Below are 19,030 nucleotides of genomic sequence, written 5' to 3' on the forward strand. Positions count from 1 at the left end.
TTCCTTTCTTGGTACGATACTTGAGTATGCTTAACCTTATGTAAAGCAAAATCACTTGATACATCGAGAGCTAGATAGGAGGGAATCCCATGCGCGTTAAAATCACATTAGCTTGCACTGAAACTGGTGACCGTACTTATATCACTAAAAAGAACAAGCGTAACAACCCAGAGCGTCTTGAGTTGAAGAAATACAACCCACGTCTCCGTAAGCACACACTTCACCGTGAAGTGAAATAATTGAGATGGAAGCCGTCACTTCGTGTGATGGCTTTTTTTGTGGAAAGGAAGACAACTATGAACAAACAAGAAGTACGCCGTCTGATCAAAGAACGACTAGATGTGATGGAGAACCGTGCGGAAAAGGAACGATTGATTCACGAACATGTCTTGTTACTACCTGAATGGCAACAAGCGACCTGTGTCGCGATCACGTTAGCTTTTCGAAATGAATGTGATACAAGAATGCTGATTGAACAAGCGTGGCAAGAGGGCAAGACGGTCTTGATACCAAAAGTAGTCGGAGACGAGATGGTCTTTTATGAACATGGACCAGAAGATCAACTGCAAGCAAATCAGATGGGGATTGCTGAACCGATCGCTTCAGCACGTCGCGCCTCACTTGATCAAGCAGAGCTTTGCCTCGTTCCGGGTCGCGCCTATCGTCGGGACGGCTATCGTTTAGGATGGGGAGGAGGCTATTACGATCGTGCACTCGTGCCATATACAGGATGTAAAGTATCGATTGCCTTTTCTGAACAACTTCTTCCAGATTTCGAAGTGGAAGCCTTTGATATCCCCGTTGACTTGATCGTCACTGAATTAGAGGTCATCCGATGTTGAGCGCGACCATTTTGTTTTGTCTATTGCTTGCTTGGACCGGACGATCTTTTCGTTTATTGACGACAAGTGGTGCTATCATGACCCTGCTCGTCGGTAGTGGTGTCTCATTCGGATTCGGTTGGCAAGGATTAGTAGTACTTTTACTCTTCTTTGGTAGCTCGAGTCTGTTATCGAAGGTCGGACGATCTAGAAAACAATCGGTCGACTCCATCGTTGAGAAAGACGGCGCGCGTGACGGATGGCAAGTCCTTGCGAATGGAGGGGTAGCGTTCGTTGCTGCCTTAGCGTATGCCATGACGATGGATTTTGCGTATCTCTTGTTATTTCTATTCGTCATCGCAGCATCGAATGCTGATACGTGGGCATCTGAAATCGGACCGCTCTCAAGACGTGATCCGTGGTCTCTCAAAACGTTACGACGGGTACCAGCAGGAACGAGTGGAGCGATGTCGCTGATTGGAACGATCGGTACGATCGCAGGAGCTGCGTTCATCGCTGTAGCAGCGCATTGGATATTTTCTCTTTCTTTAAGACACGTCTTACTCGTAACAAGCATCGGTGTACTCGGGAGCCTACTGGATACACTATTTGGAGCGGTAGGGCAACGCGTTTACCGATGTACGGTTTGTGGGGAATACACGGAAAAGCGAGAGCACCATGGTCAACCGACAGCTTACGTTTCAGGCATTCGATTTTTAGGGAATGATGCTGTCAATGTCTTAACGAGTGGTTTGGCAAGCGGAATCGGGTTTATCATCGTTCGATTTTGGTAACTGGAAAGTATGTGAGCATGTAATTCCTTATGTTAGGATATCAATGACACAAAATGGACAAATGTGATTAATTTCACATGATACAAATAATGTGAAAGATGTTACAATTTACTTGTGAGATAGTTAACAAACTCTTAGGACGAATGGAAGGGTGGACATAACGATATGGAATTACATGCGAAAGTGACACGAGTAGCCCTCATTGGAGCTGGTGCAGTCGGTTCAAGCTTTGCCTATCAGATGTCAACAGCTGGACTTTGTGAAGAACTTGTCATCATTGATGTCAACAAAGCCAAAGCAGAGGGCGAGGCAATGGACTTAAACCACGGAACACCATTTAGCTCTTCACCGATGCGAATATGGGCTGGAGACTACGCGGACTGCCGCGAAGCGGAAGTCGTCGTCATCACGGCAGGCGCTCCACAAAAACCAGGTGAGACAAGACTCGATCTCGTTGCAAAGAATGCGTTGATCATGAAAGAAATGATTCGTCAAATCATGGATTCCGGTTTTGATGGTATCATCGTCGTGGCTTCTAATCCGGTTGATATCATGGCGCATCTTGCCTGGAAATATTCTGGTCTTCCGAAATCCCGCGTATTTGGATCAGGAACGGTGCTTGATACAGCGCGCCTGCGTCAAATGCTCGGAGAATACTTTCACATTGATTCCCGAAATGCCCATGCCTATATTCTTGGCGAACATGGTGATACGGAATTCGCTGCCTGGAGTAACAGCCGCATTTATGGAAAAACGATTGATGAACTACTTGCTGAAGACGATCGTTATTCTCAAGCAGATCTTGATCAAATCTACATCAACGTCCGAGATGCTGCTTATCATATTATCGAGCGCAAAGGGGCAACCTATTATGCGATTGGGCTTGGGCTCGTTCGTATCGTTCGTGCCATCCTCGGAAATGAGAACTGTCTGTTGACGGTCGGTGCGCATGTCGATGGTCAGTATGGAATTTCCGGTATCCATATTGGAGTTCCTGCCATCATCAATCGTCAAGGTGTGCGTGAAATCATTGAAGTCTCATTGACGGATGAAGAGTTGAAGAAATTCCATCATTCTGCTGATGTATTGCGTCAGACGCTTGAACCCGTCTTACAAGGATAATCGTACGAATCATGATGAAGGTGTTACGAAATAAAGTAGCAAAAAACTCAAGTGTCGGACCTGCTTCATATTGTCCACACTTGAGTTTTTTTGATGTGGAGAACAAACACGTTAATAATTACATCTATTCGTCCGGTAGTAAAAAGAGAAAAATCTAGGTTTTATTTTACTAGAAAAGGGTTAAGTAAGAGATAGAAGCGTTTTTACGTCATTTTTTGTACGTCATGATACCCAAAAAGGAGAGAACCGACAGTCATGTATACTTTTCGAAAACTAACTAAAGAGGATGCAGAACAATACTGGAATCTACGCCTTGAGGGATTAAAAAATCATCCAGATGCATTCGGTCATTCGTTTGATGATGAACAGCAAACCCCGCTCCGCGAAGTACAAGAAGGACTTGAGGGAGAACCCGACTCCGATGAGGTTTGGCTTGGTATGTTCGACGGTGATACATTGTTTGGGTTTGGTCAGGTCAAACCATATGAATTGTCACGTGAATCGCATAAAGCGATGATTTCCGGAGTATACGTATCACCTGAATATCGTGGGGGTACTGGTCGCGCTCTGATGGAAGCCTTAATCGAGGAAGCGAAGAAGTTACCGGACGTCGAGCAAGTCATTCTTGCCGTTTTATCAGGGAACGAAGCCGCACAAAATCTTTATGAGTCGCTCGGTTTTGAAGTATATGCCGAAGATCCAGATTCCGTAAAATTAGAAGACGGCACATATCGTGATGATATTTGGATGAAGAAGTACGTCTAAGTTCTTGAGATGGTGTGGAAAGAAGCTGTAGCAAAAAAGCGCTACAGCTTTTTCGCATGGTATCCGTAGGATATCAGTATCGGCAAAGAATGAATATTTGTTATCATGAGAACAAAGCGGATGTCACGTCGTAGTCCGATTGAAAGGGAGCGAATGAACATGAAAGAAGTCATACGTACGATTGAAGAGCTTGTCTCGATTCCGAGTCCAACAGGTTCGACAAAAGAAGCTATTACATATGTAGAAAAGCGATTGGTAGCAGAAGGGATCACGTATCGAAAGCTTGAAAAAGGAGCGATTTTAGCGACACTACCTGGTGCTTCAACGCGCACGCGGTTACTGACGGCACACGTCGACACACTAGGAGCGATGGTGAAAGAAATTTTACCAACAGGACGACTTCGTTTATCACAACTGGGGGGATATGCTTGGACAGCGATCGAAGGTGAGAACTGTCTCATTCACAAGATGGACGGTCAAACGATTTCAGGTACGATCGTGTTCCACCATTCGAGTGTTCATACGTCGCGCGAGACGAACAAAACGGAACGATCCGCTGATAATATCGAAGTACGGCTCGATATCCGTTCGACGACAGCAGAAGAGACGCGCGTCGCGGGGATTGAAGTAGGAGACATCGTAACGTTTGATCCGCGATTCCTCTATACGGAAACAGGATTCGTGAAGTCGCGCCATCTCGATGATAAAGCATCTGTTGCTTTGTTGCTTGAATTGATCAAGGAATGGAAAACAATCGAACTACCACACACGGTCCAGATCCTGATTTCAAATTACGAAGAAGTCGGATTCGGTGGAAATGCTGGATTCACGGAAGAAGTCGCAGAATACATCGCGGTCGACATGGGAGCACTAGGAGAGGGGCAACACTCCGATGAATTCACAGTCTCCATTTGTGCCAAAGATGGTTCTGGTCCGTATGACTTAGCTTTACGCCACCAGTTAACACGCTTAGCACAACGTAATAGCATTCCATATAAAGTTGATATCTATCCGTTCTATAGCTCGGATGCCTCGGCAGCAGTAAGTGCGGGCCACGACGTCCGGCACGGATTGTTCGGTCCGGGAATCGAATCGAGTCATTCGTACGAACGTACGCATGAGACGTCGTTACAAGCGACATATGATTTGCTACATGCCTATGTAAAGGAGCCGATGGTCGATGAAGACACTGTATGACGTACAGCAGTTACTCAAGACATACGGGACTTTCATCTATCTTGGGGATCGAGCGTCCGATATCGCGATGATGATGCTTGAACTCGATGAATTAAAAGAAGCGGGCGTTTTGGAACAACGTCAGTACGATTCAGCGAAACTAATCTTACGACATGAATTAAAGCGTTCACAATCCGATAACATTTAAGATTGTGCAACCCTTTGCGCAAATGGGTTATGTCCGGTAAAATGATGAAGCAGACATTATATGAGTATAGGGGAGACGAAGCAATGAAATGGTTACTCGGCATTGATATCGGCGGAACGACAGTCAAGATGGCAATTTTGGATTTGCAAGGGATCATCGTAGAAAAGTGGGAAATCGAGACGGTCGTTTTGAATGATGGCGTACAAATTCCTAGAGATATTGCAAAATCTTTCTTTGAGAAGTGTCAAGAGAGCAATAAACGACCAGAAGATTTCGTCGGAGCGGGCATCGGTGCGCCGGGATTCATTGATTTTAATACAGGTGTCGTTGAGAAAGCAGTCAATATTGGTTGGCACAATTTTGAACTCGTCGGTGAGTTCGAACGTTTAACAGGATTACCGGCCGTGCTTGAAAATGATGCGAATGCAGCGGCAATCGGTGAGATGTGGAAAGGTGCCGGTAGTGGGGCAACAGAATTGCTTGCCGTCACACTCGGTACGGGCGTCGGTGGTGGTCTGATCACGAACGGACAAATCGTGCATGGTACAGTCGGAATGGCTGGAGAAATCGGTCATATCACGATGTTGCCTGAAGGTGGCGTTCTATGTGGATGTGGTCGCAAAGGATGTCTTGAGACGATTGCGTCAGCAACAGGGATCGCCCGTCTTGGTCTTGAGAAGCGTAAAGGGAAAGAAACGTTACTCAACGACATCAAGGCAGTAACGGCGAAAGACGTATTCGAAGCGTATGAGAAAGGAGACCGGATCGCAACGGAAGTCGTAGAAGAAGTGACGTTCCACCTCGGTCTTGCCATCTCCAACTTAGCGAACAGTATTAACCCGGAAATCATCGTCATCGGTGGTGGTGTGTCAAAAGCAGGCGAGACATTGCTTACACCACTGCGTCAACAATTCGAACGCTTCGCTTTACCGCGGGTTTTCGGATCGACGACGTTCAAGATTGCCGAACTTGGAAACGATGCCGGAGTCATCGGCTGTGCATGGCTTGCGAAGCAGATGTTTCTCAAAAAATGATAATATTCAATTTCAGTAGAAGGTTCGCTTCGGCGAATCTTTTTTTTGTTTACAAACGTACAGTAATTATGTGATTGTTAAGTATCTTCCGGATTCCAGTTGCATTTTTGTAAAACTAAGCGTAAAATTTTCACGTGATATGGGTATATGTAAATTATGATGTAAGTTGTGTGAACTGAAAGCAGAAAGCACATGTAAATTAGGAGGCAGGTTTTTATGCAGCAAGACGCAAACATCTGGTCGCGAATGCGCCTAAAGATGGGTCAAGGCGTTCGTAGCACCTATAAAGAGCACAAGCTCTTTTGGATTGCGACCTTATTGATTTGGTTAAAAACGTATTTAGCGTATACACTTTTCTTCAACGTTCCCGTAACAAACTCTGCGCAAGCATTCATTCTACTAATTAACCCAATTAGTTCAGCGCTCTTCATGTTCGGGTTCAGCTTCTTCTTCCGGGGAAATGTTCAAAAATGGTTCATCTACGGTACATTGTTCGTCGCGACACTCATTTTATATGCGGACATCATTTTCTTCCGCTTCTTTAATGACTATCTGACGTTGCCGGTATTGTTCCAAACATCGAATGCAGAGACTGTTTCTGCATCGCTCGGGTCACTCTTGAATTGGTCCGATTTATTGATCGTCGGTGACTTGATCATCTTACCGTTCTTCTTACGGAAAATGGACATGTCAAAAAACGTTGCGTCACGTGGACGCGCGATTCTCGCATTCGTTGCAGCAGTTGTCGTTTTCCTTGGAAACTTGACGCTCGCTGAGACAGAACGTCCAGAATTGCTCACACGTGCCTTTGACCGAGAACTGCTCGTTAAAAACATCGGAACATTTAACTTCCATATGTATGACGCACTCATTCAGTCGAAGACATCTGCGCAAAAAGCACTCGCGGACAGTTCTGAACTGTCGGAAGTTCAAAGCTTCATTGATTCAAAACATGCTGAACCGAACCCAGCTATGTTCGGAAAGTACAAAGGAAAGAACGTCATCGTCGTTTCCTTTGAGTCGGCACAATCCTTTGCAGTTGGATTAAAGGCACCAAACGGACAAGAGATTACACCGAACCTGAATAAGTTGATCAAGGAATCGCATTCATGGGATAACTTCTATCACAACACAGGACAAGGGAAAACGGCAGATGCTGAGTTCATTCTCGAAAACTCGATCTATCCACTTGGACGCGGTGCAGCATTCTTTACGAACGGAGAAAACGAATTCCGGGCAACTCCTGAAATGTTGAAAGAAGATGGCTATTATTCAGCTGTTTTCCATGCAAACAACAAATCGTTCTGGAACCGAGACATCGTCTACAATAGCTTTGGCGTCGATCGTTTCTTCTCAGAGACGGATTATGACTTAGGGGATCCAGCAGATTTGACGGAGTGGGGCTTGCTCGATGATAAATTCTTTGAACAGTCATTGCCGATGTTGAAAGATTTACCACGTCCGTTCTATTCGAAGTTCATCACATTGACGAACCACTATCCATTTGAGATGCCAAAACCAGAAGATGAACTTGTACCACCGCTTGAGACAAGTTCTACGACGCTGAACCACTACGTTCAGGCACTAGCGTATCAAGATATGGCACTCGGTAAATTCATCGAGGGTCTGAAAAAAGATGGTACGTGGGATGATACGATCTTCATGGTCTATGGTGACCACTATGGTATCTCGACGAACCATAATGCTGCGATGGCAGAACTCATGAACAAAGATGAGTTGACGCCGTATGATGTTGCACAATTGCAACGTGTACCATTCGTGATCCATTTACCGGGTCAAACGAAAGGTGTCAAACATGAAGACGTCGCGAGCCAAATCGATATTAAACCGACATTGCTTCATCTGTTAGGACAAGACTTCAAGAACGAAGTATTGTTCGGTACCGATCTTTTCTCGAAACAGCATAAGGATTATGCGCTGTTCCGCGATGGTTCCGTCATAACAGACAAAACGGTCTATACGCAGGAAACATGTTATGATCGTCAGACAGGTGAAGAAGTAACAGATGGAGAGTTAGCGGAGATGTGTAAACAATCTACGAAACAATCCGAGAAGGAGTTAGGACTTTCGGATAAAGTCATCTATGGTGACTTGCTCCGTTTCCTTCAAACTTCAAAATAAGATAAAGAAAACGAATCTACTTTCGAGTGGATTCGTTTTTTGTAGAAAGACAAATAAAAAGAGAGATGCACGAGGCATCTCTCTTTTTAACGTATCTTGATTACGATGGAATACCGCCGTAAATCAATGTCGCAATCCCGAACCAGCCGAATAAGACGACAGTCAGACCTGCGAATACGAGTGGAAACATTTGGCGTTTCTTAAGTGAACGAACGACGGCCCAAACGCCGACGAGTGCGACGAAGAAGAAAAGCCAACCGATTGGTTGATCCAAATGCATGACGTACTCCCCCTTAAACAATCACGTTATGAATTTCACGAAGATTTCACTTAAATCTCACTTTTTAGTTTATCCGACTCGCGGGATAAAGTCGAGAGGGCGTTGCAGGAACTTTCGACAATTTCGTGTATAGTAGGAGAAGAGTCTATTGTAAAGGGGTTTTATAGAATGGAAATCGTAATGATCACTTCCGGTATGGCATCTGAGAATGGTTATTTGTTATTTAAAGACAAGGAATGTCTCGTCATCGATCCAGGTACAGAAGATATGCGGTTTTTCGATGAAATTGAAAGTCGAGGAGCAACCTTAAAAGCGATTTTGTTGACGCATGCGCATTTTGACCATATCGGAGGTGTCGATATGTTACGACGTTTCACGGAGGCACCGGTCTATGTCCATGCAGAAGAAGCAGGGTGGCTCGGTAATCCGGAATGGAATGGTTCAGCAAAATTCGGAATGCCACCGATGCGGATGAAACCAGCAGATCATCTGTTGCAACCAGGACGGTTGACGATCGGTAGCTTTTCGATGCATGTTCTTGAGACGCCAGGGCACTCACCAGGAAGTGTGACGTTCTACTTCAAAGGAGAGCGAATCGCGTTCGGTGGAGATCTTTTGTTCCAGCAAGGCGTCGGACGAACGGATCTTCATGGTGGGGATCAAGACGTGCTGATGCGTTCGCTCGATCGAATCATCGCGGAATTACCAGCAGATACGACGGTCTATCCGGGGCACGGTCCGAGTACAACGATTCGTCAAGAGATGAAATCGAATCCATTCCTCTGACAAAAAAACTCGCCATCCGAAAGGATGGCGAGTTTTTTTCATTACATCTGGAAGTTTGACCAGTACGTAAAGACGATGAAAAATACAGTTAAGTAAGCTCCAAAGATATAGACATACGTTTTTTCAGTTAAGCGCAAGTAACCAAGCGCTGCAAAAAAGACAGTTTGTGCTAAGAAGACGAAGCCCATGACTAAAAATGAATCCGTATGCTCACTTGAGCTTGCATCGCCACCCAATGCGCCGATAAATGCCATGACTGCGATAATACCAGTCCAGAAACCGAGTACGCGGTACATTCTCCCCATTCCTATAACCCCCTAAATCCGACAGATAGTCAATATACGTACTTATTTTACCAAGCAAACAATCATTCGTCTATCCTGTTCTAGTGATTGTTAAGGAATAACTGTGAACAAAAGATGAAGTTTCAAAAAAAGTTGTACAATAGTTGTACAAAAGGTGTACAAAGTCAAAATGGCATGCTATAGTAACTGTAATGAAACCCCACACTTTGAGAGGAGGAGCAAAAATGACGAATGAACTAGTCTTTTTCACATATCCAAGTTGTACATCATGTCGTAAAACGAAATCATGGTTAAAAGAGGAACATGTTGATGTAGAGGAACGTCATCTGTTCAGAAATGCTCCAACAGTTGATGAACTCATGGAACTGTTGAAATTATCGACGGACGGGATTGAAAGTTTGCTCGCAACACGCAGTCAAGCCTTCAAAGATCTCGGCATTGATATTGAAGACATGAAACTCAGTGAGTTATTACGCCTCATGAGTGACAATCCGAAATTATTACGCCGTCCAATCATCACTGATGGAAAACAACTTGTTATCGGATACGATAAACCAGGTCTTGAGACATTGGCGAAGCGTAAACATCGGACAATTGCACACGTATCGTAAAGAAGCCGGTTTGGTCGGCTTCTTTTTTTTGTGTATTGTCTGCTTAAGGAGGTGAAGAGAAATGAAGGAATGGACGACACAACTCATGGAACGATTCGAATCACTTGGTGCAACAGATGTTCATTTCGTACCGAATGAAGCTTGCGTCCGAATCGTTTGTCGAACAGGTGACGGTTTGTGTGAACAAGAAGAGGTGGAATTGACGCGTTATCGAACGCTTGTCAGTCATGTCCGCTATGAGGCGAACTTAAAGGAACAGAACGAGCGGATTCCGCAAAGTGGTTTGTATCCGCACGGGAAAAAGGGCATGCGCGTCTCGTTGTTACCGAGTCGACAAGGGGATGCGATGTCATGGCGCTTCTATCGTTCGACGGTCTCTCAAGAAACGGCTTTACGCACGTTACATGATCAATTGGACTTCGGTTGGTTAGCTGAACAACGACACGGGTGTATCGTCATTTCTGGATCGACAGGTGCAGGAAAGACGACGATGTTATATTCCTTGATGAGTGCAATGGAAGAAAAGCGAATCATCTCGATTGAAGATCCGGTGGAATGTACGGTACCAAACGTCTTACAACTGGAACTAAATGAAAAAGCAGGATTCACTGCTACGCGATGTTTCGAGGAAATATTGCGAGCGGATCCGGATTGGATTGCTTTTGGTGAGGTGCGGACGAGGGAGGCGGCACGTCTGACGATGAATGCCGCACTTAGTGGTCACGTCGTATTGTTTACGTTACACGCTGGAAGTATTGATGAGGCACGATTGCGATTGCACAGTTTAGGTATCGAAGAGTCAGAGCTGGCTGTCTGTCAACGCATCATTCATCTCGAGCGAAAAGGAGAGGATGTCCGCTGTACCGTCAGAAACTTACAAGCCGCGATCAAAGTCGGTTCTTAAAACGATATCATCGCTTGTTATCAAAAGGCATTTCCGCGAAAGAGACGTTACTCATTTTAAAACGATTCGAGCGTCATCCGTTCTCAGAAGTAGTCGGAGAAATGGAACAATGTCTTGAACAAGGAGACTCCTTTGCAGCATCCCTTGAACCGCTTGCGTTAACGAATACCTTAAAACGACTTCTATTTGTTGGAGAAAGGACAGAGCGACCGTTGCTCGTTCTTCGCCAAATCGTAAAACTGCTCGACCTCGAAACAGAAATGCGTTCGAAGTTTTGGAAGATGATCCGGTATCCGCTTGTTCTAGCAACCAGTCTATTCCTTCTGTTCTTCTTTTACGCCCTCTATGTATTTCCGTCTCTCCTTGAGATGTCGGACCCGAAGACTCTCCCCTCATTTCTGCATCTCCTTCTTCACCCCTCTGCGAAATATCTGCTCGCAAGTATTCCCGTTATTTTGTTAACCTCCGGTTACCTCTTTTTTCGCTTCTTTCCGTTAAACCGTATTTTACGACTGAAACCGTTACAGCGTTTGATTCGTCTCTACTACAGCTATTTATTCACGATCGAAGTAGGATCGTTCATCGATGCTGGCTTCTCGCTTGAAGAGACCTTTCGTCACCTCGAGCAAGGACAAGCGAATAAAAAAGGACATTTGTACGCTCGTCTACATGCTAAACAACAGGCAGGGGAACCACTTGCAGAAGCGCTTGGCGAAGATGAAATCATCGAAGCCGAGACGATTGGGATCGTCCATTTGGCGCGGGAAAGTGGCGATCTTGGTCCGTTGTTGCTTGAACAAGCGACACTCTTGCATGAGTCGATGGAAGAGGAACTAGAGAAAAAGTTGTTATGGATCGAGCCGATTTTGTACGGTGGAATGACGATCATGACGGGAACGTTGTTTCTCATCTTGTATTATCCGATTCAGCTAGCGATACAGCAGCTTCCATTCTAAACAGAGGAGACGATACGATGAAACAATTCTTAAAACGACAGGACGGATTCACCTTACTTGAGATGGCAGCCGTCTTATTGATCATTTCGTTGTTACTACTCGTTTTGATTCCAACGATGACAAGTGGAAAGGACCAGGCGAAAGGTGTCAGTTGTGAGGCGAACATTCGCGTCATTCGCTCGGAGGTTAATTTGTATTACGCGAAAGAGAAAAAGTACCCAGAATCGCTCCAGACGATCAATCGCGGAACAGCTGATAAACCGAATGCTCTCGTCTGTGATCAGGAGACATATACGTATGATCCGAAGACTGGCGAACTTACGAAGTGAACAAGGATTTACCTTATTTGAGATGACGGCGGTGCTGACAATCATTGCTTGTTTACTTGTTTTTTTGTTGCCGGCACTGTTTGAAAAACGACCGGACTGGATTCCGCTTGAACAAGAGGTTCGTCTGATGGAACAAGATATTCAGACGCTTCGACTCATGCAGTACTCAAAGCAAGATCAAGCATTGATGCAGTTTCGATTTCGAGGAGACGGTACAGGATACCTTATCCTTGCGGATGACAGGTTGTTATGGCAACGGACATTTCAAAATGGTCATACGTGTACCGTTCCGCCCTCGAATCGCATTATCTACTTCAAAAGCTATCACTCGATCTATGCAGCGACCTGGTCTTGCCGTTCGGCAACAGCCGAGTATGAAATCAAATTTTTACTTGGGAACTATCAAATGGCAATCCGTAAAGTGAGGTGAGAAGCATGCAGAACGAACGCCAAGCGGGCTTCTCTTTGCTTGAAGTGATGCTCTCTATCGTTGCAATCGGTATCTTCATGATGTTAGCGATTGATCCTTATCTCGATTTACGGACGAAACAAATGAAATGGGAACAAGAGACGGAACAGCTTGAGCAGATGGCTACGGATCAAGTTGAAAACCGAACAGCGTCCTATGTCCTGAAACAAGGAGCGTGGTGCAATGAAACGATGTGTCTTGCGAGCGGAATCCGGAATGACCCTTCTCGAACTGTCATTCGTCCTATGGCTGAGCCCACTTCTTCTGCTGGCAATCTTGACACTGACCCCACTCGTTCGTCCGCCGGAAGTCAACCGAATGAATGAAGAATTGTTCTTTCATACCGTGGAACGACTGATGTGGCGCAGTACGATGTGTGAGCGCCTCGGAGACGAGATTCGTGGAATGGACGTCAATCCGGGAGAGACAGCTGAAAAGTGGCGTCTCGTCCGTGTGCAAGATCAACTACGTCTCAAGAAAGAACAGGGAGGTGAACTGACATACGCCCGCGATGTCAAACAATATACCGTGACAGGGGATGCCGAGATTCTCTCGATTCAGTTGAACGACAGCAGACGTTCCTTCCGATGCGTCAGGAAGGATTCATCTTGATTCAAACGTTACTGTTACTGCTAGGAATGGGAGTCGTGCTCTTGATCTCTTGTCAGCAGATTGACGAAGAGATGCGGCGTCATCAGTTAGAGCAAGAAGCGCTCCAACTTGAATCTCTCATCCGAGCGGCAAAAGCAGATTGTACGAAGGACGAGACCCTTCGCTATCCAATCGGACAAGTCAGCTGTACAGCGACCGATAAAGGCTTTAAAATGGAAGCGAGATTAGAGAATGGTCAAAGAATCGAGGCGGTCGTCACACATGAGTAAGGTTTATTTGATTGGGTTTATGGGAACTGGTAAAACAGCCGTCGGACATCGATTGGGTATACAATACGAGATCGACGAACTGGATGAACGGTTCGAACAGGAACATGGACAAACGATTACCGCTTTTTTCGCTGAGCATGGCGAAGCAGGGTTTCGTACACATGAAAGCGAATTGTTGAAGAGTAGCAAAGCCGAAGTGGTTGTTACAGGTGGCGGGATCGTCGAACGAGAAGAGAACCGACTGTACATGCAGGAATCCGGAATAGTCGTCTGGATCGATACACCCTTTGATTTGATTTGGGAACGGATCGCCTCTGATCAAAATCGTCCACTCGTGACAGAACGGGAACAAGTGAGACGATTGTTTGAACGTCGCTATTCCTTATATGCTGTAGTGGCTACTGTCCGACTTGAAGGGACGGCATCAATCGAAGAATTAACGCGTGCGATTGAAACTGTATTGGAGGAGAAGTTATGATTTGGATTACATTAGGTATTATTTTATTGGCCATCGTAGGACTCGTGTTGTTCGGATTCAGTCTTTACAAAAAAAAGCTGTCTCAAGATATTCGGCAGTTAAAACAACTGATGGAGCGCTTTACGATTCGTCAGCAAACCTTGCAGACGAACATCGATCATACGACGCAGCGAATCGATCAAATCAAAGGGAATATCAATCGAATCACTGAAGAAGGAAATCGTGTGAAGCAAGGAGCGAGTCAATTGGTGACGGAAGGTCGTCGACTCCAGGAGGAAATCAAACGAACTGCCGGAATCAAACAATTTTGAAATGGCTTTCATGGGAAGAATATGAAACAATAGGAGAGAAGGGACAGGGTCCTTTCTCTCTTTTTCGTATGTTCCTTTTTCCGAATAATACTAGATAATTATGATTTTAATTGGTAAGATGGATTTGAAAATGGAACATTAAAGAGAAGAGAGAGTGAAAACGTTCGTAAATAGGGGGATTTGTATGAGTCAAACGACATTGAAAAGAACACCGTTATTCGAAACGGTTTCGCAAACCGGTAAGATGGTGGATTTTGCGGGATTTGAAATGCCAGTTTTGTTTTCCTCGATTAAAGAAGAACACGTTGCAGTAAGGGAAAATGTCGGCATGTTCGATGTCTCGCACATGGGAGAACTGTTCGTCAGCGGACCGGATGCTCTGACGTTTTTACAAGCTACATTATCGAACGATATTTCGAAGATTGCGGTGGGGCAAGCGCAATATAATGTCTTATGCCAAGAAGACGGTGGGACAGTGGATGATTTACTCGTCTATCGTTTGGCAGAAACGGACTATCTTCTCGTCGTCAATGCTTCGAACATTGAAAAAGACGAACAACATTTACGTCACTATCTAACAGGGGACGTCACGCTTGAGAATCAGTCGGAACAATATGGCCAAATTGCTGTCCAAGGACCACGTGCGGAAGCCATTCTTTCTGGCATGACATCACTTGTCTTATCAGAAATCGGATTTTTCAAGTTCCAACGGGGGACGGTTGCAGGAGTGGAAATGATCGTCTCACGCAGTGGGTACACAGGGGAAGATGGGTTCGAACTCTACATGGCAGCTGGTGACGCACCTGCTGTCTGGCAAGCACTGCTTGAGCAAGGTGTCGTACCATGCGGGCTCGGAGCACGCGACACATTACGTTTTGAGGCATGTCTTCCGCTTTATGGACATGAATTATCAGCAACGATTTCACCAATCGAAGCGGGAATGGGATTTGCGGTCAAACCACAAGTCAAACCGTTCGTCGGTTCGGAAGTCTTGTTGCAACAGAAAGAACAAGGAGCACCGCGGCGCTTGATCGGTCTTGAATTACTCGATAAAGGGATTGCGCGTCAAGATGCACCGGTTTGGCATGACGGGGAAGTCGTTGGAGTCGTGACGACAGGTACATTGCCGCCGACAGTCGGAAAAGCGATTGCTTGGGCACTCGTTCCTGCAGAAGTAGCGGAACAAGATCAATTTGAAGTGGAAGTACGCGGAAAACGTTTAGCAGCGAAACGAACAGCGACACCGTTTTATCGTCGCACGAAATAAGGGGGATATTTCTATGGATTTTCGTTATTTACCAATGACAGTAGAAGATGAGCAGGCGATGTTACAGACGATCGGTGCAGCATCGATCGAAGATTTACTCGCTGATATCCCGGCATCCGTCCGTGATAACGGTACATTGGAAGAAGTCGGTGTGCCACTTCCGGAAACGGACTTGATTCGGACGCTATCGAAGCTTGCCGACCAAAACATGAATACGAAACAATATCCGTCGTTCCTTGGCGCTGGCATCTATGATCACTATGCACCTGCTGTCGTCAATCATATGTTACTGCGCTCAGAGTTTTACACTGCCTATACACCGTATCAGCCAGAGATTTCGCAAGGCGAACTACAAGCGATCTTTGAATTTCAATCGATGATTTGCGAGTTGACAGGGATGGATGTCGCGAACTCGTCGATGTATGACGGCATCACGGCGTTAGCGGAAGCGGCTATGCTTGCGTGTGCCCATACGAAGAAAAAGACGATCGTTCTTTCGGACGGCGTTCACCCGGAAGCACACGATGTCGTCCGGACGTATGCGAACGGTCCAGGACTAAACGTCGAGACATTGTCGCTTGAGCAAGGTGTCACACGGATCGATCAACTCGATGCCATCGAAGACGTCGCCTGTGTCATCGTGCAGTATCCGAACTTCTACGGTCGTGTCGAAGAACTACAAGCATTGGCTGATGCGACACATGCACGTGGTGCGCTCTTCATCGTCTCTGCGAATCCACTGGCACTCGGTATCTTAGAAGCGCCAGGTAAACTTGGCGCTGACATAACGATCGGAGATTGCCAACCGTTCGGGATTCCACAAAGCTTTGGTGGACCGACGTGTGGTTATTTCACGACGACAAAAGCGTTGATGCGTAAGATTCCGGGACGTCTCGTTGGACAGACCGTCGATGAGAATGGAAAACGCGGTTTCGTTCTGACGTTACAAGCACGTGAACAACACATTCGCCGTGACAAGGCGACATCTAATATCTGTTCGAACCAAGCGTTGAATGCACTCGCTGCTTCGATTGCGATGAGTGCACTCGGAAAACGGGGGATCCGGGAACTCGCGACACGCAACTTACAAACGGCACATGCATTAAAACAAAAGCTGAAACAGGCTGGCTTTACGATCGTTGACGATGGACCGAGCTTCAATGAATTCGTCGTTACGCTACCAATCGACGCGACACGTGCGAGTCAACAATTGCTCGATCACGGAATCATCGGCGGTTTGCCGTTAGGCGCTTATGACGCGGCACGTCAAAATGAAATGCTTGTTTGTGCAACGGAATTACGGACGAATGAAGAGTTGGATCAATTCGTGACAGCGTTAGGGGGACTCACACATGAATGAGCAAACATTGATCTTTGAAATTTCCAAACCGGGTCGTATCGCCTATAGCTTACCGTTACCGACTGTCGATGAGGTGGCAGTAGAAGAATTGTTACCGACCTCGATGTTACGGAAGGAAGACGTGGCGCTACCGGAAGTATCGGAACTGGATCTCGTCCGTCACTACACGGCACTCTCGAACCGTAACCATGGTGTGGATTCTGGATTCTATCCACTCGGGTCATGTACGATGAAATACAATCCGAAAATCAATGAAGATATGGCACGCCTCCCTGGGTTTGCACACATTCACCCGCTTCAACCAGTCGAAAGTGTTCAAGGGGCACTCGGTTTGATGTATGATCTGCAAGAAAAACTCGCGGTCATCACAGGAATGGATGAAGTGACGCTCCAGCCGGCGGCGGGAGCACACGGTGAATGGACAGGCTTGATGCTGATTAAGGCCTACCATCATGCACGCGGTGACTTTAAACGGACGAAAGTCCTCGTACCGGACTCGGCACACGGAACGAATCCGGCATCGGCATCAGTCGCTGGATTTGATACCGTGACGGTCTTATCGGATGAACGTGGTCTTGTTGATTTAGCGGATTTAAAGAAAAAGGTCGGTGACGATACAGCGGCACTCATGTTGACAAATCCGAACACGCTTGGTCTGTTTGAGTCGGATATCGTTGAGATCGCCAAAGCGGTTCACGAGGCGGGCGGAAAACTGTACTACGATGGTGCGAACTCGAATGCGATCATGGGCATTGCTCGTCCAGGGGACATGGGCTTTGATGTCGTTCACTTGAACTTGCATAAGACGTTCACAGGTCCGCACGGTGGCGGCGGACCAGGGTCGGGTCCGGTTGGTGTCAAACAAGATTTGATTCCGTATTTACCGAAACCAATCGTCCGCAAAGAAGAAGAGCGTTATGTCCTCGACTATGATCGTCCGGAAGCAATCGGTCGCGTCAAACCATTCTACGGTAACTTCGGCATCAACGTTCGTGCCTATAGCTATATTCGGACGATGGGTGGGGCAGGTCTCGCTCGCGTCTCGAAAGAAGCGGTCTTGAATGCGAACTATATGTTGGCTCGTCTCAAAGGTGCGTATGACGCGCCATACGACGTCTATTGCAAGCACGAATTCGTCTTGTCGGGTAAACGTCAAAAAGCACTAGGTGTCCGGACGCTTGATATCGCTAAACGTCTGCTTGACTTTGGATACCATCCACCAACGATCTACTTCCCGTTGAACGTCGAGGAGTGTATCATGATCGAACCGACGGAAACAGAGTCGAAAGAAACACTCGATGCCTTTTGTGATGCGATGCTCCAGATTGCAAAAGAGGTCGAAGAGACACCAGATGTCGTCTTGAATGCACCACACACGACGGTCGTCAAACGGATGGACGAGACACTTGCTGCTCGAAAACCGGTCTTACGCTACGAACCAAAACAAGAAGTACACGCATAAGCTACTTCATAAAAAAGAGGACATCTCCGACGAAGGAGAGGTCCTCTTTTTGCGATGAACGAAGCATCAGCTCCGTTTGATTTTTCCTGACCACTGCTTGAATCCGCCTTTTAACTGATACAGATTCGTATAACCAGCTTTTTTCAAGACTTTTGCAGCCTGTGAAGAACGCATGCTACCTTGACAATACAAGTAAATCGGCATGTCTTTTCGTAATTCCTTCGAGCGCATCTTCATTTGGCTGACCGGGATGTTACGGGCACCGACGATGTGTCCACCTTTGAATTCCTGTGTCTCGCGAACATCGACGATTTGTGCTTTACGGTAGTTCGCACGGAATTCTTCTTGCGACAATTTCGTGATGCCTTTGACCGGCATGAAACGCCAAGCGATGTAGGCGATCAGCGCGACCCATAATACGATCGTAATGATAGTTCCAGTTTCCATATTCGACTTCCAACCCCTTCGTTCGTTTAACCTCTGTTTCATTATAGTCAACGAAATCGATTTCGGCAATCGACTCGTGATTGCGCGACCGAGAATGGGTTTGATACACTAAGACGGAAACG

The 19,030-nt window shown here is 46.2% G+C and carries 26 protein-coding genes; 23 read left to right on the plus strand and 3 right to left on the minus strand.

Annotated elements, in window-relative coordinates:
• Nucleotides 1–89: 89 nt before the first annotated feature.
• The 9 genes from rpmG (at nt 90) to P401_RS0102480 (ending at nt 8,062) form a co-directional block, all read left to right on the plus strand.
• Nucleotides 90–239 carry a 50S ribosomal protein L33 gene (gene rpmG / locus P401_RS0102440; RefSeq protein ID WP_012369771.1) on the plus strand — a complete coding sequence of 50 codons (150 nt, stop codon included), beginning with the start codon at nt 90–92 and terminating at the stop codon, nt 237–239.
• Nucleotides 240–296: 57 nt separating this feature from the next.
• The gene (locus P401_RS0102445) at nt 297–842 is read left to right on the plus strand and encodes a 5-formyltetrahydrofolate cyclo-ligase (RefSeq protein ID WP_029341067.1); all 546 of its coding nucleotides are present in this window, start codon (nt 297–299) and stop codon (nt 840–842) included.
• A complete protein-coding gene (locus P401_RS0102450; protein WP_029341068.1) occupies nt 836–1,615 on the plus strand; it encodes a DUF92 domain-containing protein in 780 nt (259 codons plus the stop codon). Before P401_RS0102445 ends, P401_RS0102450 begins: the two co-directional genes overlap by 7 nt.
• 165 nt (nt 1,616–1,780) lie before the next feature.
• The gene (locus tag P401_RS0102455) at nt 1,781–2,737 is read left to right on the plus strand and encodes an L-lactate dehydrogenase (protein ID WP_029341069.1); all 957 of its coding nucleotides are present in this window, start codon (nt 1,781–1,783) and stop codon (nt 2,735–2,737) included.
• Between the two features lie 255 nt (nt 2,738–2,992).
• Entirely contained in the window at nt 2,993–3,502 is a 510-nt protein-coding gene (locus P401_RS0102460; RefSeq protein WP_023467548.1) for a GNAT family N-acetyltransferase, read from the plus strand.
• 159 nt (nt 3,503–3,661) lie between these two features.
• Nucleotides 3,662–4,699, plus strand: a complete 1,038-nt coding sequence (locus P401_RS0102465; protein ID WP_029341070.1) for a M42 family metallopeptidase — start codon at nt 3,662–3,664, stop codon at nt 4,697–4,699.
• Complete coding sequence (locus P401_RS0102470; RefSeq protein WP_029341071.1) at nt 4,683–4,886, plus strand: YqgQ family protein; 204 nt, start codon at nt 4,683–4,685, stop codon at nt 4,884–4,886. Before P401_RS0102465 ends, P401_RS0102470 begins: the two co-directional genes overlap by 17 nt.
• An 83-nt stretch (nt 4,887–4,969) precedes the next feature.
• Complete coding sequence (locus P401_RS0102475; protein WP_029341072.1) at nt 4,970–5,920, plus strand: ROK family glucokinase; 951 nt, start codon at nt 4,970–4,972, stop codon at nt 5,918–5,920.
• Between the two features lie 216 nt (nt 5,921–6,136).
• The gene (locus P401_RS0102480; protein WP_034785924.1) at nt 6,137–8,062 is read left to right on the plus strand and encodes an LTA synthase family protein; all 1,926 of its coding nucleotides are present in this window, start codon (nt 6,137–6,139) and stop codon (nt 8,060–8,062) included.
• A gap of 100 nt (nt 8,063–8,162) precedes the next feature.
• Here the strand turns inward: P401_RS0102480 and P401_RS0102485 are convergent, their stop codons facing one another.
• Nucleotides 8,163–8,342: a DUF2759 domain-containing protein gene (locus P401_RS0102485; protein WP_023467553.1), complete on the minus strand. Its 180-nt coding sequence runs from the start codon at nt 8,340–8,342 to the stop codon at nt 8,163–8,165.
• A 168-nt stretch (nt 8,343–8,510) separates the two neighbouring features.
• On the opposite strand from P401_RS0102485, the gene P401_RS0102490 reads away from it, so the two are divergent.
• Nucleotides 8,511–9,128 carry an MBL fold metallo-hydrolase gene (locus P401_RS0102490; RefSeq protein WP_029341074.1) on the plus strand — a complete coding sequence of 206 codons (618 nt, stop codon included), beginning with the start codon at nt 8,511–8,513 and terminating at the stop codon, nt 9,126–9,128.
• Between the two features lie 41 nt (nt 9,129–9,169).
• On the opposite strand, the gene P401_RS0102495 is transcribed toward P401_RS0102490, so the two are convergent.
• Nucleotides 9,170–9,433 carry a DUF2626 family protein gene (locus P401_RS0102495; protein ID WP_023467555.1) on the minus strand — a complete coding sequence of 88 codons (264 nt, stop codon included), beginning with the start codon at nt 9,431–9,433 and terminating at the stop codon, nt 9,170–9,172.
• Nucleotides 9,434–9,657: 224 nt separating this feature from the next.
• Between P401_RS0102495 and P401_RS0102500 the strand changes: the two genes are divergently transcribed.
• The 13 genes from P401_RS0102500 to gcvPB all read left to right on the plus strand — a co-directional run bounded on the left by P401_RS0102500 (nt 9,658) and on the right by gcvPB (nt 18,461).
• The gene (locus tag P401_RS0102500) at nt 9,658–10,044 is read left to right on the plus strand and encodes a Spx/MgsR family RNA polymerase-binding regulatory protein (protein WP_023467556.1); all 387 of its coding nucleotides are present in this window, start codon (nt 9,658–9,660) and stop codon (nt 10,042–10,044) included.
• Nucleotides 10,045–10,105: 61 nt separating this feature from the next.
• Nucleotides 10,106–10,948 carry an ATPase, T2SS/T4P/T4SS family gene (locus P401_RS0102505; RefSeq protein WP_029341075.1) on the plus strand — a complete coding sequence of 281 codons (843 nt, stop codon included), beginning with the start codon at nt 10,106–10,108 and terminating at the stop codon, nt 10,946–10,948.
• Between the two features lie 14 nt (nt 10,949–10,962).
• The gene (locus P401_RS0102510) at nt 10,963–11,904 is read left to right on the plus strand and encodes a type II secretion system F family protein (protein WP_051656224.1); all 942 of its coding nucleotides are present in this window, start codon (nt 10,963–10,965) and stop codon (nt 11,902–11,904) included.
• 17 nt (nt 11,905–11,921) lie between these two features.
• On the plus strand, nt 11,922–12,233 hold the full coding sequence (locus P401_RS0102515; RefSeq protein WP_023467559.1) for a competence type IV pilus major pilin ComGC: 312 nt from the start codon (nt 11,922–11,924) through the stop codon (nt 12,231–12,233).
• On the plus strand, nt 12,202–12,663 hold the full coding sequence (locus tag P401_RS0102520; RefSeq protein ID WP_029341077.1) for a prepilin-type N-terminal cleavage/methylation domain-containing protein: 462 nt from the start codon (nt 12,202–12,204) through the stop codon (nt 12,661–12,663). The genes P401_RS0102515 and P401_RS0102520 overlap by 32 nt, the downstream gene beginning before the upstream one ends.
• 5 nt (nt 12,664–12,668) lie before the next feature.
• Entirely contained in the window at nt 12,669–13,028 is a 360-nt protein-coding gene (locus P401_RS0102525) for a type II secretion system protein (RefSeq protein ID WP_051656225.1), read from the plus strand.
• Nucleotides 13,021–13,314, plus strand: coding sequence for a hypothetical protein (locus P401_RS0102530; RefSeq protein WP_029341079.1), 294 nt, complete (start codon nt 13,021–13,023; stop codon nt 13,312–13,314). Before P401_RS0102525 ends, P401_RS0102530 begins: the two co-directional genes overlap by 8 nt.
• A complete protein-coding gene (locus P401_RS0102535; RefSeq protein ID WP_029341080.1) occupies nt 13,290–13,583 on the plus strand; it encodes a hypothetical protein in 294 nt (97 codons plus the stop codon). Before P401_RS0102530 ends, P401_RS0102535 begins: the two co-directional genes overlap by 25 nt.
• Entirely contained in the window at nt 13,576–14,061 is a 486-nt protein-coding gene (locus tag P401_RS0102540; protein WP_029341081.1) for a shikimate kinase, read from the plus strand. Before P401_RS0102535 ends, P401_RS0102540 begins: the two co-directional genes overlap by 8 nt.
• A complete protein-coding gene (locus P401_RS0102545) occupies nt 14,058–14,372 on the plus strand; it encodes a hypothetical protein (protein WP_029341082.1) in 315 nt (104 codons plus the stop codon). Before P401_RS0102540 ends, P401_RS0102545 begins: the two co-directional genes overlap by 4 nt.
• A gap of 184 nt (nt 14,373–14,556) precedes the next feature.
• Nucleotides 14,557–15,639, plus strand: coding sequence for a glycine cleavage system aminomethyltransferase GcvT (gcvT, locus tag P401_RS0102550; protein ID WP_029341083.1), 1,083 nt, complete (start codon nt 14,557–14,559; stop codon nt 15,637–15,639).
• Nucleotides 15,640–15,652: 13 nt separating this feature from the next.
• Nucleotides 15,653–16,999: an aminomethyl-transferring glycine dehydrogenase subunit GcvPA gene (gene gcvPA / locus P401_RS0102555; protein ID WP_029341084.1), complete on the plus strand. Its 1,347-nt coding sequence runs from the start codon at nt 15,653–15,655 to the stop codon at nt 16,997–16,999.
• Nucleotides 16,992–18,461 carry an aminomethyl-transferring glycine dehydrogenase subunit GcvPB gene (gcvPB, locus tag P401_RS0102560; RefSeq protein ID WP_029341085.1) on the plus strand — a complete coding sequence of 490 codons (1,470 nt, stop codon included), beginning with the start codon at nt 16,992–16,994 and terminating at the stop codon, nt 18,459–18,461. The genes gcvPA and gcvPB overlap by 8 nt, the downstream gene beginning before the upstream one ends.
• A gap of 66 nt (nt 18,462–18,527) precedes the next feature.
• On the opposite strand, the gene P401_RS0102565 is transcribed toward gcvPB, so the two are convergent.
• Nucleotides 18,528–18,908 carry a rhodanese-like domain-containing protein gene (locus P401_RS0102565; protein WP_023467569.1) on the minus strand — a complete coding sequence of 127 codons (381 nt, stop codon included), beginning with the start codon at nt 18,906–18,908 and terminating at the stop codon, nt 18,528–18,530.
• Between the last annotated feature and the right edge of the window lie 122 nt (nt 18,909–19,030).

It is taken from the genome of Exiguobacterium acetylicum DSM 20416 (genome assembly GCF_000702605.1).
Taxonomy (GTDB): Bacteria; Bacillota; Bacilli; order Exiguobacteriales; family Exiguobacteriaceae; genus Exiguobacterium_A; species Exiguobacterium_A acetylicum.

Coding starts and splice junctions, on each gene's coding strand:
- rpmG (WP_012369771.1), top strand. CDS start 90: ATGCGCGTTAAAATCACATTAGCTTGCACTGAAACTGGTGACCGTACT.
- P401_RS0102445 (WP_029341067.1), top strand. CDS start 297: ATGAACAAACAAGAAGTACGCCGTCTGATCAAAGAACGACTAGATGTG.
- P401_RS0102450 (WP_029341068.1), top strand. CDS start 836: ATGTTGAGCGCGACCATTTTGTTTTGTCTATTGCTTGCTTGGACCGGA.
- P401_RS0102455 (WP_029341069.1), top strand. CDS start 1,781: ATGGAATTACATGCGAAAGTGACACGAGTAGCCCTCATTGGAGCTGGT.
- P401_RS0102460 (WP_023467548.1), top strand. CDS start 2,993: ATGTATACTTTTCGAAAACTAACTAAAGAGGATGCAGAACAATACTGG.
- P401_RS0102465 (WP_029341070.1), top strand. CDS start 3,662: ATGAAAGAAGTCATACGTACGATTGAAGAGCTTGTCTCGATTCCGAGT.
- P401_RS0102470 (WP_029341071.1), top strand. CDS start 4,683: ATGAAGACACTGTATGACGTACAGCAGTTACTCAAGACATACGGGACT.
- P401_RS0102475 (WP_029341072.1), top strand. CDS start 4,970: ATGAAATGGTTACTCGGCATTGATATCGGCGGAACGACAGTCAAGATG.
- P401_RS0102480 (WP_034785924.1), top strand. CDS start 6,137: ATGCAGCAAGACGCAAACATCTGGTCGCGAATGCGCCTAAAGATGGGT.
- P401_RS0102485 (WP_023467553.1), bottom strand. CDS start 8,342: ATGCATTTGGATCAACCAATCGGTTGGCTTTTCTTCTTCGTCGCACTC.
- P401_RS0102490 (WP_029341074.1), top strand. CDS start 8,511: ATGGAAATCGTAATGATCACTTCCGGTATGGCATCTGAGAATGGTTAT.
- P401_RS0102495 (WP_023467555.1), bottom strand. CDS start 9,433: ATGGGGAGAATGTACCGCGTACTCGGTTTCTGGACTGGTATTATCGCA.
- P401_RS0102500 (WP_023467556.1), top strand. CDS start 9,658: ATGACGAATGAACTAGTCTTTTTCACATATCCAAGTTGTACATCATGT.
- P401_RS0102505 (WP_029341075.1), top strand. CDS start 10,106: ATGAAGGAATGGACGACACAACTCATGGAACGATTCGAATCACTTGGT.
- P401_RS0102515 (WP_023467559.1), top strand. CDS start 11,922: ATGAAACAATTCTTAAAACGACAGGACGGATTCACCTTACTTGAGATG.
- P401_RS0102520 (WP_029341077.1), top strand. CDS start 12,202: ATGATCCGAAGACTGGCGAACTTACGAAGTGAACAAGGATTTACCTTA.
- P401_RS0102525 (WP_051656225.1), top strand. CDS start 12,669: ATGCAGAACGAACGCCAAGCGGGCTTCTCTTTGCTTGAAGTGATGCTC.
- P401_RS0102530 (WP_029341079.1), top strand. CDS start 13,021: ATGAATGAAGAATTGTTCTTTCATACCGTGGAACGACTGATGTGGCGC.
- P401_RS0102535 (WP_029341080.1), top strand. CDS start 13,290: ATGCGTCAGGAAGGATTCATCTTGATTCAAACGTTACTGTTACTGCTA.
- P401_RS0102540 (WP_029341081.1), top strand. CDS start 13,576: ATGAGTAAGGTTTATTTGATTGGGTTTATGGGAACTGGTAAAACAGCC.
- P401_RS0102545 (WP_029341082.1), top strand. CDS start 14,058: ATGATTTGGATTACATTAGGTATTATTTTATTGGCCATCGTAGGACTC.
- gcvT (WP_029341083.1), top strand. CDS start 14,557: ATGAGTCAAACGACATTGAAAAGAACACCGTTATTCGAAACGGTTTCG.
- gcvPA (WP_029341084.1), top strand. CDS start 15,653: ATGGATTTTCGTTATTTACCAATGACAGTAGAAGATGAGCAGGCGATG.
- gcvPB (WP_029341085.1), top strand. CDS start 16,992: ATGAATGAGCAAACATTGATCTTTGAAATTTCCAAACCGGGTCGTATC.
- P401_RS0102565 (WP_023467569.1), bottom strand. CDS start 18,908: ATGGAAACTGGAACTATCATTACGATCGTATTATGGGTCGCGCTGATC.